The following is a 15,829-nucleotide window of genomic DNA, read 5'->3' on the forward strand; positions in this document are numbered from 1 at the left end:
CGTTAGTTGGTGAGACTTATTTATGAAACCAATTTATGAAACTATTTTGAGGTATGAAATGGAATGAATTGAAAAGTGTCAAAAAACGATCCTATTTTAATATTTAAATCATATTTTCATCCAATAATTAAACTTAATTATCTACCCTTATTTTTAACAAATTGTTTGTTAAATTGTAATATTCAAACTCTATAACTATGGGAAATTTTAAATTATTTTGCTTTGTAATATTATTGCTCAGCTGTAATAATAACGAATTTACCAATGAAGATTTCGCGATTGGATGGAAATTATCATCTTTAGAATTAGGGTTATCTGGTGAGATTGTCAAATCAGAGGATTTGTCTTTTGAAGAAACTTACTATTTTAATCAGAATAATAGTTTTACAAAAATTAGGACTGAAAAAGACCAAATCCTAAAGGCTGAAGGGACCTATCAATTTGAAAGTTCTGGTGATGTCACAAAATTAATTTTAACTTATAATCAAATAAATGAGTTAATTGAAAACTGTGATGGAAGTGATACTGAAATCCTTATCAATGAAGATAATCAACAATTAATCGGCGGCCCCAGCTCTTGTGATGGTCCTATATATACATATATACCTTTTATTAAAAGAGATTAATTAGTTCAAGATAATTTTTCTCACAACCTGCGCTTGATTTTCTATAATGATGAAGTAGCATCCTGCTGATAAAAAATCTATGTTAAGTATAGTACTTTGATCTTTTATGTATCTGCGGATTAACAACTGTCCAAGGCTATTATAAATAGTAAAATAATAGGGTTCGAAACATGATTCAGTAACCGAGATATTAATCATTCCATCGATTCTTAGAGCTTCTTATTAAGGATACCGAATTCACAAATAATTTATTTCAATAACCCTCACAAACTTATGCTGATACTATCATCACTTAATGACTGGCCGTTACAGGTTAAATAACCTGATGCCGTAATTTTTAAAGTTCCGCTAACACTATTTATGGGCTTATTCAATATTATCTCCAGCACGCACCTTGTATCAGATGGTATCCTGTCATTATAGGTGATTTTTTCATTGTTTTTATCATACATTTCTATGGAAGTAATGTATGCGTCGGTGGTGGTGTTGAGGGAAATATTTAATAAATCCCTATTGAGGTAATATTCCCCTGATACGAAGTTTTGATAGATACTTATGGCATTGGAAAATGTCGAAGCACGGAATTCTATCTTCCCACAAGGATTAGTTAAAACATAGACATTTTCCTCATTTATTTTCAAAGGCACGGAGAAATCACACCCTGCTAATAAAATGAGGATCATTAAGGGTAATATATTTTTCATATTCGTATTTATATACCACAAGGCATAGAGTCTGGAATTGATTGGTAATAATATCCATTCATAAGTACTTTAACCAATCTCCAATAAAGGAATCAATCCCCTAACCAAAAAAAAGGGCCTAAACCCCCTCTCCTTTCATTCCAAATCACTTCCCAACCTTAGGTATAAACCGCAGCGTATAACTCAGGTTGCCGCCCTTGTCATTGTTTGGGTATGGCACTTCGTAATGTGGCAGGCAGGAGTCAGAAAAGCAGCTGTTGTTTCCGATGCCGCGCTGCCAGTAGTCGAAATGGGCAAATACTTTGTCATACCTTTTTAGGTCTGACCAGTGTAGGCGCTCATACTGAATGTGTTGGTTCCAGGTCATCTCGTCATAATGGCTGAGGGAGAAGGCTACCATTCCCTCTGTTTCGAGGCGGAGATTTACATGATTTGTACCGTTCTTTAGGATCACGTGCAGGTCCTGATGGTTTCCATATGATTGTGGGTGCACGTATTCCTCTACCATATCGTCTACCGTGATTTCATAGCGTCCGAGGTATGAAACCGTCTGGCGGTCTCTGTAGTTAGACCATTGGCCTTTGGCATAGTATTCAAAACCTTCAAAACCATCCTTTGTATAATATAAATTGAGTTACAACTATTCCTTAATCAAAAAGTGACTTGAGTTTTTTCATATCATTACTAACTTTCTCCTGAACCACTTTGGCATAAATCTGAGTAGTTTTCATGTTTTTGTGTCCTAACATTGAGCTGACGGATTCAATGGATACCCCATTTGATAATGTTACCGTAGTAGCAAATGTATGCCGCGCAATATGAAAAGTAATATTTTTACTTATACCACAAACAGTCGCTATCTCCTTCAGATAAGCATTCATTTTTTGATTAGATATAACAGGCAACAACTTATCTTGATTTACGGTCGTGGGGGAATCTAAATATTTATCTATAATTTCCTGCGCCTTTGGCAAAACGGGTACATTGGATGGGCTTCCCGTTTTAGTTCTATCTATAAAAATCCACAAGTCTCCATCCAGACCCTTTGAAATATTTCTGGGAGTAAGTTTAGCTACATCAGTGTAAGCCAACCCAGTGTAACAGCAAAACACAAAGACATCCCTTACCTGATCTAACCTTTCTATCTCAAATTCCTTCTGCTCTAACTGAGCAAGCTCTTCCTTATTCAGATAATCTCTTTTTACTTCATTAAATCTAACCTTATATCTTGCAAACGGATCTTTGGGTAGCCAATCATTCAAGACTGCCATATTCACAATTTTCCGAAGATTTCGAATATACTTCTGTGCAGTGTTATGATTGCAGTTTCTTATAACTTTAAAATAATTATCTAATCTGGCTATAAAAGAATAATCCAGATCCTGTAACACCACATCCTCCTTTTTGTATTCCGTTTTCAAAAAATCGAGCACATGTTTTTTAGTAGTTTCAAATCTCGTGTAAGTACCTAAAGCATACCCTTTTCCGATTTGGGACTCTAATTGCTTATTATGATAATCAAATACTTCAATTAGGGTCTTTTTATTTTTATCTTTTCCATTAAAAGTATCCTTAATAAAACCAGCATTAACATCTTGGTTAAGCTCCAAAAGCTTACTATGAATGCGATTCAATCTAAGTTGAATGTTGTCCAGATGAGCATTTATTTCCCGAGCATCTTCTCTGTTACCCTTAACTCTTCCACTTCTGGAATCCCATCTCTGAGATGCAATAGATCTCTGTGTCGATATTTCTGCCCTTTTACCATTTACCGTGATTCTGCCGTAGATCGGTGAAGGCTTGGATTGTGAAGATTTAGACTTCCTAAGAAAAAACAAAATACTGAATGAGTCCATTTGGTTGAAATTAAATGAAACACTCACCTAATTTACCGAAAAAATCTAAAATATCATAAATACTGAAACTTATTAATTCAAAATAATAAACTGATATACAACGAGTTAACACTCTTCTGGTGAGTTATACAAAATTATTAAATGACTCACCAGATAACTCACCTATTGTTTGATTATTAATGGATAATTTGGAATAACTAATCCAACAAAAAACCCCTTTAAATAAATTTAAAGGGGTTTTGGCCGTTTTTGACCTTGTGTTAGTGGAGCCGGAGGGATTCGAACCCTCGTCCAGTGAAGGCAACTATCGTGTCTTCTACATGCTTAGTTGTCATCAGATTGTCGGGTAAAGCCAGGCCGACAACAGCCAAACATTACCTTAGTTGCGATTAATTTCACACAGACATCACAACCCTGCCGGCGCTAGTTCTGCTTATTCGACATCCCAAAATCAAAACCTGCAAAACGGAGGTTTCGTGGAACGTGGCCCGGGAACTGCGTCTGGCAATTCAACCGTTTAAGCCTGCTATCTTACCTTAAGAGGTTAAGATTAGGCAGCCATGGCGTAATTAGATTCGCCAATTGTGTTGTGGAACTATCTTTCAAGGCTCTCATCCCATGAGCCTGCATGCTTACCCACGTAATCACACATCCTGTCAAAACCGGTCGGCCCCGGTTTGCAAAAAGGACTACAAATATAGCGGTAAATAAGTTCGATAAACAAACTCAGAAGCAGAATATCCGCTATTATATTTCATAGTTGAGCCTTGTTCTCTAATTTCGCAGACTTAATCAGAAACATACTTTTTAATGAAATCAGTTTTCACAGCTCTTATTTTTACGTTGATTACAGCCAGCTCATTCGCCCAAATACTTAAAGTAGACAAAGGTAGCATAGATTCTGACTCGTCTAAATACTTCATGGGTAGTGTAAATATTGATTTCAATATGAATAACAAAAGTGCTACCGCAGAGGAAAACATCACCTTCACTGGCCTGGCTGGTGCCGCAGATTTGGTCTATGTAGCAGAAAAACACGCTTATATTCTGATTAACCAACTGAACTATTTCAAATCTACAGGTGGCCCCTTAATTAGCACGGGATATACTCACTTTAGAATTAACTTTTTACGAAGGAAAAAGCTCTCCTACGAAACTTTCACGCAGGTGCAATATGATGATGGTAGATCCATGCCCTTCAGATTTCTACAGGGAGCCGGGGTAAGAATTCGTTTGGTGAAGAATGAAAACACCAAACTGCATTTGGGAGTAGGTTTTATGTATGAAAAGGAGAACTGGAAATCATTAACTGAGGAAGGTAACATCATTAACAAAAACATATGGAAGACCACCAACTACATTGGATCCAAGTTTAAAATCAATGAAAATGTGAATTTCGACCTGATCGCCTATTACCAGGGTGGTTATGATTATGACTCTGAAGTTTTCAGACACCGAATCAGTGGAGATGCAGTCTTAAACATCAAACTAACTAACCGATTGGCATTCAATACATCATTTTCTGCACAGTATGAGGACAAGCCTATTATACCAATTAATAATTTTGTGTATTCTTTAACCAACGGTTTCAAGCTTTCTTTTTAGCATAGAGAGCCACTGACAGTATAGCCACACCTCCAAAGACCAGAAGAAGCCACCAGTAATTATCTATAGATGTTTCGGCAAATGTTAATGGTTTCACTGGTCCATTAAGCACAAAGGCTGACCAATAATAGGGATGAGCAGTGTTGTTATCAGCATTTCCCAAATACTTCAGCTTAGCAGCTCGCAGTGCTTCATCTTTACTCATGCCGGCATGCAGCTGCTCAAGAAAGTATTTCATCACTTCTGAGGTTGACTGGTCATTAGCATTCCATAAACTCATAGTTACCGAAGGGCATCCGGCATATTTAAAAGCACGACCGATGGAGGCCACCCCCTCTCCTCTTTCCAAATATCCATAACCTGTTTCACACGCACTTAGAATCACCATCTCGGCATTTATGTGCATGTTATACAAGTCCACCATTGGCACAAACCCATCTTCATTACTTATGAGCCCATTAGGTTGGAAATTTGAGAAGACTAATCCTGAGTGATCTGGGTTTTTCTCATCAAAGAAGGCATGCATACTCAGATGCAGCAGGCCATTATTTTCCGCCTGAGCTCTAAAATTCTCTTCTGAAGCCTTATTCCCTTCATAATAAATACCATCAAATAATTGAGAAGCGTACTTCACCTCATCACCATTATATTGTAATGAGCCGTAATCCCTTTCGGCCAGCCAATTAGCAGCACCATTATCCACCATTAAGTCTTTGATATCGCCATCATCATATTCTGGAGCAAAACCTATATAATTCTTATTCTGAAAAGCCCAACCTGATGTATGCTGATAAACAGTAGCTGAAAAATCATAAGAGATCGGATTAATTTTAATTAGAAATGGCCAGGAGCCGTATTCTTCGCCCTGAGCTGATTGCGAAAGCAGAACCTCAAAAGGCAGATAACCCAAATAGCTATCAGGGAAAATAATAATACTTTTATCTTCTCCTATCAGATCAACTCCCGGCTTAATGAGTTGATTATAAAGACTATAAAGATTATTTTCAATTCCATTTGAAGGGCCCGGTGTTCTGAGAAATTGATGCACTTTCTGCACCTGTTGTTCTATAGACCTGGAATTATCTATGGCTATGAATTTGGATTGATTTTGATGAATAGCCAAAAGGTAAATTGCTGAATCAGCCACGTAATAAGAAAAGCATGCCTCTGAATTGGTGATATTATTTTGAAATTCAGCTAAGCTCAACTCTTCATAATCATCCTTAAAAGTATTGAACTGAGGATATTTAACCTTAATCACATTCATTATGGAATCATAACTTTCCTCAGCCTCTTTAAGCTGCTCAAAAATAGCCTCATCATTAGATTCCCTCAGTCTTCTAGTGAGGCTGGTTAATCTTAACTCCGCCTCATCAAGAGCATTTTTAATCTCTGCTGAAAACACAGCTTTACGTAATGCTTCCTCTTGCCTGTAATTCTCAAGAAGCAGTAATCCCTTTCCTTTTTCTATTAAATCGAACACCAAAGCGTGAAGATATTCCTGCGGCAGCAGTTTCTGGGCTTGATAGCTGCATTTCAAAGCATCGTTAATCAGCTTTCTATGCCCAGCTATTAAGTCGTGTTTAGATTCACTTCTTATAATTCTTTCACGTTCTTTCAACGACAGCGCTAAAGCCTGTTCATAATGAGTTAAAGCTTCTTTATAAATCTCTTTCTTTTTACCATCCTGAGCCATTTTGGTCAACGTATTGGCTTTAGCATGGAGCACACGAATAGTTTCCATATGGTATTTCACCTTCTCAAGAGGAAGGCCCCCTTCATATCGAAGTAACTTTAAAGCAATCTTGTACTCTGACAGAGCTGATGTGTACTCCATCATCTTATCATACACCTGTGCTTTACCCAGATGGTATTCATAATCAGAATAATGCATCTCGCCTACAGCCACTTTCCTCAGCACCAGCGCACTATCATATAATTGCAATGACTTTCTAAAATTGTTCTTCTGCAGCTCCAGCTTACTCTGATAGCTCAGAAGGTCCGCATTTTTATAAGATTTACTATTCTGATATTTTTCTGACTGATTGAGATAAAAAATGGCGTGATCATAGTCACCTTCTTTCACATAGAGATTAATAAGTAGTGAATAAGTACTTAAAATCGTATTTGAAAAACTACCCTTATCCTGAATATGCTCAATAAGATCCAAAGCCTTTTTATAGCATGATATCGCCCTTTCAAAATTCTCCTTAGGATCTTCGGCTTCCACCCCTGGCCACGAGCTACCCAGATAGGTCCAACCTAAAACCTGATAAAAGTACCAGTAGTCTATACCATAATACTCCTTAACAGCTTCTGGTATTACATTTAAATAGTGATTGTAATAATATATGGCCCTTTCTTTATTACCCAGCATGAGATAGCTACTCCCTAGATAGCTATCGTAAGCATTCATATAAAGGCTGTCCTCCACAGACTGTAGTTTATTCCTCGCCACTAACCTCTTAAGCAGCACTATGGCATCAGTATAATTTCCCTGCGAATAGAGCATCTCTGCTTTTACATCCAAAAAACGAAAGTAAACCGAGCTATCAGCATCCGCTTGAAAAAAACTGTGGCTTGAGTTCTTAAAAAGCTCATCGCCTTGCTTTACGTATGTAGCCTTATCGGTAAATGGAATAATATGTATGTCATTAAGAGCACTCAGGACATACAAATAGGCATACGCATCTTTAGCAATTATAGCCGAATCCAGGTATGGATGTAAAGCAGTAGCCGCGGAATCCGGGTTTTCAATAGATTCTAGCTCTTCTACAACTTTATGAATGGGGTGTTGGCCTAAGAGATTCTTGGGCACACAAAAAATCAACAACACAAAAAACAAGAACCATTTTTTATTCATAAAGGGCTATAAATTGAAAAAACCCGGCAGGGTCGCTACCGGGTTAGAATTTACAAAATATTTTATTATTGGAAAGTATCTTCTCCCATTTCAGCGCTTATTATCGATTCATATCCTTCTGCAGCTACCTTTAGCGCTAAAGAACGAGAGGTTAATTCCGGATGAATTGTCTTCATGGTAAATAATACCATCATAGTATCCTTATTCACATCTACTTCACTCACTGCGGCCACTTGTTCGCCTTTGGCACTTAACAATACCTTCAGGTTTTGTTTATAAACTTCAGGAGTAAAGAAGGTGAACAAAGTTTGCTCTAATTCCATTCTTGGGATCATGCAATCTGTTAATGGCTTAGGCGGGCAAACCGGTCTTGGCACCTTTGGTCTTACAATAACCATAAAGATATCAGAAGCGGCTAGTTCTTTATAGTACTTCAAAATTTCAATTCTTGCCTTAACGCCTATTGCAGGCACAAATCCATTTTTGATAGCCTTAAACTCAGCTTCTATAGATTCGTTGGAAAAAATCTCAACAGTTTCATAGGCTTCCTCTTCATATTTGGTAGTAGGAATAATCTCCTTTTCGTAAGAAACCAATTTATCCCCTTCATCACCGGCTAACTCGCAAGATGACATGGCTACCACAAGACAGATAATATAAATTAGGTTTTTCATAGTTATTATTTTTTCCGCTTTATACAATGAAAAATTACATCGTAAACAAGGAATCAAAGTTTCTTTAATTTAAAATCAAAATATCTTCACAAGATAAAAACGTTTAATTTCTTAACAAAATATTACACTGAAATTACATAGATTTTTTTGTATTTTTTAAATATACCTTTATTAACTTCAATTGTTTCTTTTCACTTTCAGCGGGACTTGTTAACTTCGAGCGATGGATAAGTTCGTAGTATCGGCACGTAAATACAGACCTACCGGTTTTGATGAAGTAGTTGGCCAGGGCCACATTACTACTACATTAAAAAATGCAATAGACAATAATAAATTGGCTCAGGCCTTATTGTTTTGCGGACCGCGTGGTGTGGGTAAAACTACGTGTGCCAGGATCTTAGCCAGAATGATCAATGATTTCGATGAGAAAAGTGAAGGTAATTCACTGAATATCTTTGAATTAGATGCTGCCTCTAACAACTCTGTGGATGACATCAGAAACCTCATTGATCAGGTACGTTACCCTCCTCAGTATGGAAAATATAAGGTTTATATCATAGATGAGGTTCACATGCTTTCGAATGCTGCTTTCAATGCCTTCCTGAAGACATTAGAGGAGCCACCAGAGTATGCTATCTTCATCTTAGCCACCACTGAGAAACATAAGGTAATACCTACTATCCTTTCCAGATGTCAGATATTTGATTTTAATAGAATTCAGGTTTCTGATATTGCCGATCACCTAAAGGGCATCGCGGATAGAGAAGGGATACAGGCAGAAGAGCAAGCGTTACACCTTATAGCCCAAAAGGCTGATGGTGCACTTCGTGATGCGCTTTCCATATTTGACTTGATAGTGACTTTTTCTTCAGACAGAAACATCACTTACCAGTCAACCATTAACAATCTTCACATTTTAGATTATGAGTACTACTTTAAAGTGGTAGATTATCTTCTAAATGAGGACATTACTCAGTCACTTTTGCTTTTTGATGAAATCTTAAAGCAAGGATTTGACGGACACTTATTCATTATTGGTCTCTGTGAGCATCTTAGAAACCTGATGGTATCTAAAGATAACGCTACAGTGCATTTGATGGAAGTACCTGAGAACACTAAGGCAAAATACATTGAGCAAGCTAATAGCGCTTCTAAGTCTTTCTTACTTACAGCTTTAAACATTGCGAATCAGTGTGACTTAAACTATAAAGGCAGTAAGAATCAGAGGTTAAGCGTGGAACTTATGTTAATGAAGCTCGCTCATATCAACTCGGCCATCAGCTTAGCGTCTGAAAGTGGCCTAAAAAAAAAAGTGAGTTAACTGAGGAACCTCCAGAGAATTCAGAGGAATCTGAAAGCACAGCGACCCCAGAAAAAACCGAAGCCACACCATCCGCTCCTACTAGCAGCGACAGTAAACCTGTATCTGAAATAAAACCTAAGAAAAGGCTCAATTCGTCTATTCTTAAAAGCACTGTTAAGATACCTACCAATCTTGATGACCTGGCCAATAAAAAGGACGAGGAAGAAGATAATAAGGTACATCATGTAGAAGAATCATTTGGTACTGATAGCTTTACACTGGAGCAATTAACCTCTGTATGGGAAGCTTTTGCCGAAAGCCGCAAAAAGGATGGAAAAGATTCTGAGCATATGGTAATGAAGCAGGAGTTTTACCTGAAAGATGAAACTACCATAGTTATTAAATGCCTGAATCCAGTTAAAATTGATATCCTTGATAGGTTTAGACCAGAGCTAGCCTCTCACTTAAAGAGAACGCTTAATAACCGATTTATAGTGCTTGAAACTGAGCTGGTAGAAGCAAAAGCTCAGCGTATGATTTACACGAATCATGAGAAATTCAACTACTTAATGGAGAAGCAGCCTTTATTGAGGGATTTAAGGGATCGTCTGGGCCTTGACCCAGACTTCTAATCCTTATTTCTTTTCCTTATAGTTTTTGAAGGAATAAACTATACCAAGGTTAAGTGCCTGGCTTATTTGCACCTCATCTACCTGATCATAATCATATAGGAGAATGCCGCCCAGGGAAACATCAATAAACTTGTTTACTTTGGCCGCCAGAGCCACGTCTAAACGATGATCTATCTTCTTACCCTCTAACTCCTTATAGTTAGCATAAAGCATATACTTCCATTTAAGGTTCAGGTTTTCGGCAATATCTTTATTGAAATCTGCTACCATTTGGAATGCTAATAATTCCAATCTGGTTTTATCTCCCGGATCTACACCATAGGCACCTGCTTCTGAGAGCCCATCATTATTCACTACTGTAACTCTAGGAGAGAAAGGTCCAAAACGCACCTTAAAGTACTCCACAGGGTGATATTCAAAACCCCAAGATGAGGTAATAAATGCCGGAGCCAGAAATTGAGAGATCAGGCTATCACGAACCGATCCGTCTGGCTGCTCTACTTCATATTCATAACCTTTACCAAACTGAGAAAGGAAAGTAAGTGAAGTGAAGAAATCCCATTTCTTACTTAAAACGCGACCATACTTGGTATCTAAATACAGCCTATCAACAGATTTTCTACTTCCCTGTCCTTCGTTTTTCACTATACCATAACCAAAGTCAATGGTGTTATCCCATGAATGGATGTCTTTTGTATAGTTAGCCTTGTAGGTAAGAAAGGTATTGAGACCTATGGAGTTTACTCCACCACCTTGCCAGTTATCAGAAAAGGAAGCCTGATTAAAGCTGAGTCCTCCTCTAAAGTCTTTTTTCCAATAAGTAGTGTCTGGGGTGGTTGTTGTTTGTTGGGCTCTTACCTGAGAGAATCCTAATAATGACACTAGAGCACATAGTATAGTGCTCTTGAGTGCTGAATTTTTAAGCATGTTTTATATTATCTTTTGGTTGAGATTAAATCTACAACATGCAAAATTAAAGATTGTTCACCTTAACCTCTTCTAAAGCTGACTCTGTAAGTGGTTTAGTGATGAATTTGATTACGTGGTTGTTATTAACGATTTTATCAATATCTCTTTTGTTATCGGAGCTGGAAAGGATGATTACTTTACACTTATCCTTAATGGCATCGCTAAACTTTTCAAATTCATATAAGAAAACGAAGCCATCTACAATAGGCATATTAATATCTAAAAAAATAAGGTTAGGCAAATTCTCTATACTATCCTGATTTTCCTTCAGGTAGTCTAGCGCACTCTTACCGCTATTTTTCACCTCAACCCTGCTAGCAAACTTGGTGATTTCAATTATACGCTTACTGATGAAATTATCAGTATCATTATCATCCACAAGCATTACTAAATCGATCGCCTTAGTGTCAGTCAACTTTCTGATGGTTTAGTTAAAAATACAATTTTTCAAGTTTACAAAACAAAAGTTACAACTTTCAGATTTGTAACTGAAAAATTGCTCATTCCATTTATGAATTGCAAACATAGCAATTAAATAAGTTTTATATCTTAATTGAAGATCTAAGAATTTCAAAAAGCTGTTCTTGAAATACGAACCATAAATTAAATAATATTACTTTAATTTCAATTACTTATTTACCTTTTTATAATTTTTATTTTCTCCCCAAGGCTTAATTCAAAGCTATTTTTATTGTTCCAGCTCATGATATCTTCAATGGTTACATCGTACTTTCTGGCTATGCTATACATGGTATCGCCCTGTTTTACAGTATGATATACTTGCTCATCAGAAGCCTTTTCTTCCGGGATGATTTCTTTACTCTCTACCATGGCTTTATTGTAGATAATCAGCTTTTGGTCAATGCTTAGTTTCTGGGAAATATCCATGTCATTCCAGGCCAATAAATCCCTGATAGTAATGTTGTACATTCTGGATATTGAATATAATGTTTCTCCCGGCTTTACCACGTGAATTTGGCTTCTGCCTTCAAAAACTTTATTATCAGTTTCTTCCTCCTCAGTCTCCTTTGGTTCGGATGACTTAAACACAAAATCTCTTCTATTTTCGGTTGGAGTATTGTTCGTGGTCACCGGTGCTGGTGTAGACATTTCTTCTTCCTCTTCCTCCTCTTCTTCATACTTAGCTATAGCCATAGCATCTGATTCCTTGATGATTGGTTCTGTCTTATCTATCACAGGCTCCTCCACGCGTTTGTCTACCACTTTTGAAGAAATCACTGACGGAGGCACACTCTTATCTCTAAGCTCTTTATACTCCACCTCTACCCTGGCCGGCCTGATAAATCTGAGCCACAGCACTCGACCGGCTTTTACAGTTACTCCATCTTCCTTAATTCTGTTTTTAGACTTCAGCTTTTTCAGCTTGAGTCCAAATTTCTGAGACACGGTCCATAAATCTTCACCGGGCTGCACTACATAATAGTGCGTATGCGCTTTATTTCTTTTCTTTTTGAAATAATATACCTGCCCTGGCTGTATGGCAGTACTAATTTCAAGATCGTTATACTTTAAAAAGTCTTTAAGATCTATGCCTCCTTTAGTAGCCAATGTGGTGGCCTTATCCCCAGATAGCCCCATGGTGCCAGGTATGCCGTTTATATCTACTATATTTCCTCTGGATGCCTGCAACTGATCTTCAAACTCAGGATACTTACCCGCATCATCAAAATCATATTTCACTTGGCGCGTCACCTCTGGTGTAGAATGAGTATTGTTCTTTTTGAACGCCGCCAGATTCACATTTTGCAGCTGGATTAGAGGCACGATCACCGTGTATTCACGATCATCAGGAATCTTTCCTTTTCTCAACCACTTGTTATAATCCTGCAGCTGAGCCAAGCTTACGCCGGTTTCATCAGATATGTCCTTCAGGTTTTTATTCGCCCCGTTGGTATATTCTTTAAGCTGCACTGTTCCTGATTCACCTACGGCATTCTCAAAAGCGATCTTATGCGAAAGGTATTTCTTTACATACCAATAGGTTTTCTTATCGATCACCATAGATTTGGCACCTTTCTCACCTTTGCCTAACGCCCTCATAGCGCCACCTGCACCCATCTGGTAAGCCTGAAGCGTGTGTAGCCAGTTATCAAAAAACTGATTATTATTCTTCATATATCGCGCCGCACCTCTGGTAGCAGAAACTATGTTCATCCGTTCATCAATGTGGTTATCTACCCGCAGACCTACTTCCATGGCTGTAAAGTCTTTAAACTGCCAGAAACCCACAGCATTTGAAGTTGAAACCGCATCTGAAATTAATGCACTCTCCTGAAGCACCAGGTATTTAAAATCGTCATGAAGACCTTCCTCCCTGAAAACCCTTTCGATAATAGGAAAATAAGATCGAGCACGCTCTACTTTTATATTGAAGTATTTGGGGCTTTTAGTTAAAGCATCTACATCTGCCTGTATCTCCTTTCGGGCAGCTTCAGTAATTCTTAGCTTAATATCAGCAAACTCCATCTTGGTAGGCACCCGTGGAGACTGAGCTTGAACTAATAGAGGAAGTAAAAAAATGAGGAGTAGTATTCTCTTAGGCATTGTTTATTTTTTGCGCATGACAATTAAACCATCTCTTACAGGGAACAGAACGTTTTCAACCCTGTCGTCATTATGTATTTTGCTATTAAAATCGAGTATCAATTGAGTTTTTTTATCCACCTTGCCCTCTACGGTTTTCCCGCTCCACAGCACATTATCTACCATAATAATACCACCGGCAGGCACATGATCAATAATCATATCATAATAAACGCCGTTACTCTTTTTATCGGCATCTATAAATACCAGCTCCGGGCTTATATCTAATGATGGAATAACATCCATGGCGTTTCCGATAATGTATTTTATTTTTTCAGCATATGGAGATTCATCAAAATAACCTCTCACCATGTCCTCCAGCTCTTCATTCACATCTATGGTGGTAAGCACACCATCTTCAGCTAACCCTTCGGCCATGCATAATGCGGAATATCCAGTATAAGTTCCTACTTCCAGGATATTCTTCGGCCGTAGCATATGGCTAAAAAGTGATAGCACACGCCCCTGCAAATGACCAGATAACATTCTGGGCATCATTACATTAGCGTGAGTTTCTCTATTCAGTTTTTTCAGTAAATCCGACTCCGGAGAGGTGTGATTCTCAACATACTCCTGAATCTCGCTGCTTAAAAAATCCATATTTGATGCTACAATTTATTAGATAATAAAACCAATTGAAATAATGTTTACATTAATTATCGTTTGGCAAAAAAGTTAGTTGACTCATATAGCTTTCATCAAACATTTCATTGGCTATCTCTTGTAGATCCTGAGCGCTGGTATTCTTAATTTTATCGAAAATATCTTCTAACGATTCTATGTGATTCTTATCTAAAGTGCTTTTAGCCATCATCAGCATCATACTCACATTATTCTCTTCAGACATGGCCAGCTGCCCCATAAGTTGCTCCTTAGCTGTATGGAGTTGCATTACACCGAGGGGCTTTTCACAAAAACGCTTCAGCTCCTTTTTCACCAGTCTGATGCTCCTGTCTAGCTGCTTAGGCTCAGTACCGAAGAAAATTCCAAACAGCCCGGTATCAGTGTAAGATTGTAGCGACGCATCTATGGAATACACAAATCCATGCTTCTCTCTTAAGGCCAGGTTTAATCGTGAGTTCATGCCTGGTCCGCCAAGAATATTTACCAACATAAAGAATGGCAATCTTTTGGGGTCAGTTAAAGCATAGGTGGTTCTGCCTATGGCGCATTGTGCCTGGGTTAGGCTACGATGGTTTACCTGAATAGATGGTTCGTAACTAAGAAATGGCTTTCTTACATGCCCTGCAGAGTAGCGAGGCACGGGCTCTAAATATTTTTTAGCTAAGCGCTGCACCTTCTTGAAAGGCACATTACCCACCACGCAGAACACAATTTTATCGGTATTAATATGTTCTCTGATAAACTTCTTGAAGTCATCTCTACTGAAAGATTTTACGCTTTCTGAAGTACCAAGAATGTTCATTCCTAAAGGATGCTTACCAAAGACCAATGTATCGAAATCATCTTGAATAGCATCTTCCGGACTATCGTAATACATGGCCATTTCTTCCAGAATCACATTTCGCTCCTTCTCTATCTGCTTTTCAGGAAAAATGGAATCAAAAGTAATATCAGCCAGCAGCTCTACGGCCTTTTCAAAATAGGCATCAAGCACGGAAGCGTAGAAAGCAATTTTTTCCTTGGTAGTATAGGCATTTAGCTCCCCACCAACAGAATCAATTCTGTTCAGGATATGGAAAGCTTTCCGTTTATTGGTTCCCTTAAAAGCCATGTGCTCCCAAAAGTGAGCAATGCCTTGATTCTCTTCATTTTCATCTCTACTACCAATATCAAGCATAAAACCACTGTGGACAATCTTAGTGTTTGATACTTGTTTATGTAAAACCCTGATACCATTATCCAGGGTCATTATATTATAATCAATCATTATTTATCTCTTCTGGCTTGCAAAGCTACACCAATTTTTTCCTTTAACCAGCAGCGGACGCGCACGACCGCTCACGGGCAATTACATTATTACCAAACCTCT

At 37.9% G+C, this 15,829-nt stretch carries 14 protein-coding genes, 1 other RNA gene and 1 pseudogene; 4 read left to right on the plus strand and 12 right to left on the minus strand.

Features of this window, described 5'->3' with window-relative positions:
- Positions 1-197: 197 nt before the first annotated feature.
- Positions 198-626 (plus strand): hypothetical protein, encoded by a 429-nt coding sequence (locus tag LVD16_RS25505; protein WP_233771126.1) that lies wholly within the window; start codon positions 198-200, stop codon positions 624-626.
- Here LVD16_RS25505 and LVD16_RS27915 read toward each other — a convergent pair whose 3' ends face one another.
- The 5 genes and pseudogenes from LVD16_RS27915 to ssrA form a co-directional block, all read right to left on the minus strand.
- Positions 627-824, minus strand: coding sequence for a T9SS type A sorting domain-containing protein (locus LVD16_RS27915; protein WP_370687629.1), 198 nt, complete (start codon positions 822-824; stop codon positions 627-629). It lies immediately after the preceding gene.
- Between the two features lie 65 nt (positions 825-889).
- Positions 890-1,330, minus strand: a complete 441-nt coding sequence (locus LVD16_RS25510) for a hypothetical protein (protein WP_233771127.1) — start codon at positions 1,328-1,330, stop codon at positions 890-892.
- Positions 1,331-1,475: 145 nt separating this feature from the next.
- Positions 1,476-1,934 (minus strand): annotated as a pseudogene (locus tag LVD16_RS25515) (beta-galactosidase small subunit-related protein); the annotation flags it as partial.
- A 43-nt stretch (positions 1,935-1,977) separates the two neighbouring features.
- Positions 1,978-3,186: a site-specific integrase gene (locus LVD16_RS25520; protein ID WP_233771128.1), complete on the minus strand. Its 1,209-nt coding sequence runs from the start codon at positions 3,184-3,186 to the stop codon at positions 1,978-1,980.
- A 261-nt stretch (positions 3,187-3,447) separates the two neighbouring features.
- Positions 3,448-3,860, minus strand: a transfer-messenger RNA (tmRNA) gene (gene ssrA, locus LVD16_RS25525).
- Positions 3,861-3,996: 136 nt separating this feature from the next.
- On the opposite strand from ssrA, the gene LVD16_RS25530 reads away from it, so the two are divergent.
- Positions 3,997-4,791, plus strand: a complete 795-nt coding sequence (locus LVD16_RS25530) for a DUF481 domain-containing protein (RefSeq protein WP_233771129.1) — start codon at positions 3,997-3,999, stop codon at positions 4,789-4,791.
- On the opposite strand, the gene LVD16_RS25535 is transcribed toward LVD16_RS25530, so the two are convergent.
- Complete coding sequence (locus LVD16_RS25535) at positions 4,775-7,654, minus strand: CHAT domain-containing protein (protein ID WP_233771130.1); 2,880 nt, start codon at positions 7,652-7,654, stop codon at positions 4,775-4,777. The two genes, LVD16_RS25530 and LVD16_RS25535, sit on opposite strands and share 17 nt — an antisense overlap.
- Before the next feature lie 65 nt (positions 7,655-7,719).
- Positions 7,720-8,328 carry a hypothetical protein gene (locus tag LVD16_RS25540; protein WP_233771131.1) on the minus strand — a complete coding sequence of 203 codons (609 nt, stop codon included), beginning with the start codon at positions 8,326-8,328 and terminating at the stop codon, positions 7,720-7,722.
- 223 nt (positions 8,329-8,551) lie between these two features.
- Here LVD16_RS25540 and dnaX point away from each other — a divergent pair, with 223 nt between their 5' ends.
- Both dnaX and LVD16_RS25550 read left to right on the plus strand, forming a co-directional pair.
- Positions 8,552-9,649 (plus strand): DNA polymerase III subunit gamma/tau, encoded by a 1,098-nt coding sequence (gene dnaX / locus LVD16_RS25545; RefSeq protein ID WP_233771132.1) that lies wholly within the window; start codon positions 8,552-8,554, stop codon positions 9,647-9,649.
- Positions 9,650-9,909: 260 nt separating this feature from the next.
- The gene (locus tag LVD16_RS25550; RefSeq protein ID WP_502795808.1) at positions 9,910-10,263 is read left to right on the plus strand and encodes a DUF8439 domain-containing protein; all 354 of its coding nucleotides are present in this window, start codon (positions 9,910-9,912) and stop codon (positions 10,261-10,263) included.
- Positions 10,264-10,266: 3 nt separating this feature from the next.
- On the opposite strand, the gene LVD16_RS25555 is transcribed toward LVD16_RS25550, so the two are convergent.
- The 5 genes from LVD16_RS25555 to LVD16_RS25575 all read right to left on the minus strand — a co-directional run bounded on the left by LVD16_RS25555 (position 10,267) and on the right by LVD16_RS25575 (position 15,727).
- Positions 10,267-11,190 (minus strand): DUF3078 domain-containing protein, encoded by a 924-nt coding sequence (locus LVD16_RS25555; protein WP_233771134.1) that lies wholly within the window; start codon positions 11,188-11,190, stop codon positions 10,267-10,269.
- Between the two features lie 46 nt (positions 11,191-11,236).
- Complete coding sequence (locus LVD16_RS25560) at positions 11,237-11,617, minus strand: response regulator (RefSeq protein ID WP_233774624.1); 381 nt, start codon at positions 11,615-11,617, stop codon at positions 11,237-11,239.
- Positions 11,618-11,868: 251 nt separating this feature from the next.
- Positions 11,869-13,797 carry a LysM peptidoglycan-binding domain-containing protein gene (locus LVD16_RS25565; protein WP_233771135.1) on the minus strand — a complete coding sequence of 643 codons (1,929 nt, stop codon included), beginning with the start codon at positions 13,795-13,797 and terminating at the stop codon, positions 11,869-11,871.
- Between the two features lie 3 nt (positions 13,798-13,800).
- Positions 13,801-14,436 carry an O-methyltransferase gene (locus tag LVD16_RS25570; protein WP_233771136.1) on the minus strand — a complete coding sequence of 212 codons (636 nt, stop codon included), beginning with the start codon at positions 14,434-14,436 and terminating at the stop codon, positions 13,801-13,803.
- Positions 14,437-14,488: 52 nt separating this feature from the next.
- Positions 14,489-15,727: a M16 family metallopeptidase gene (locus LVD16_RS25575; RefSeq protein ID WP_233771137.1), complete on the minus strand. Its 1,239-nt coding sequence runs from the start codon at positions 15,725-15,727 to the stop codon at positions 14,489-14,491.
- Positions 15,728-15,829 lie beyond the last annotated feature (102 nt).

The sequence above is a fragment of the Fulvivirga ligni genome (assembly GCF_021389935.1).
Taxonomy (GTDB): Bacteria; Bacteroidota; Bacteroidia; order Cytophagales; family Cyclobacteriaceae; genus Fulvivirga; species Fulvivirga ligni.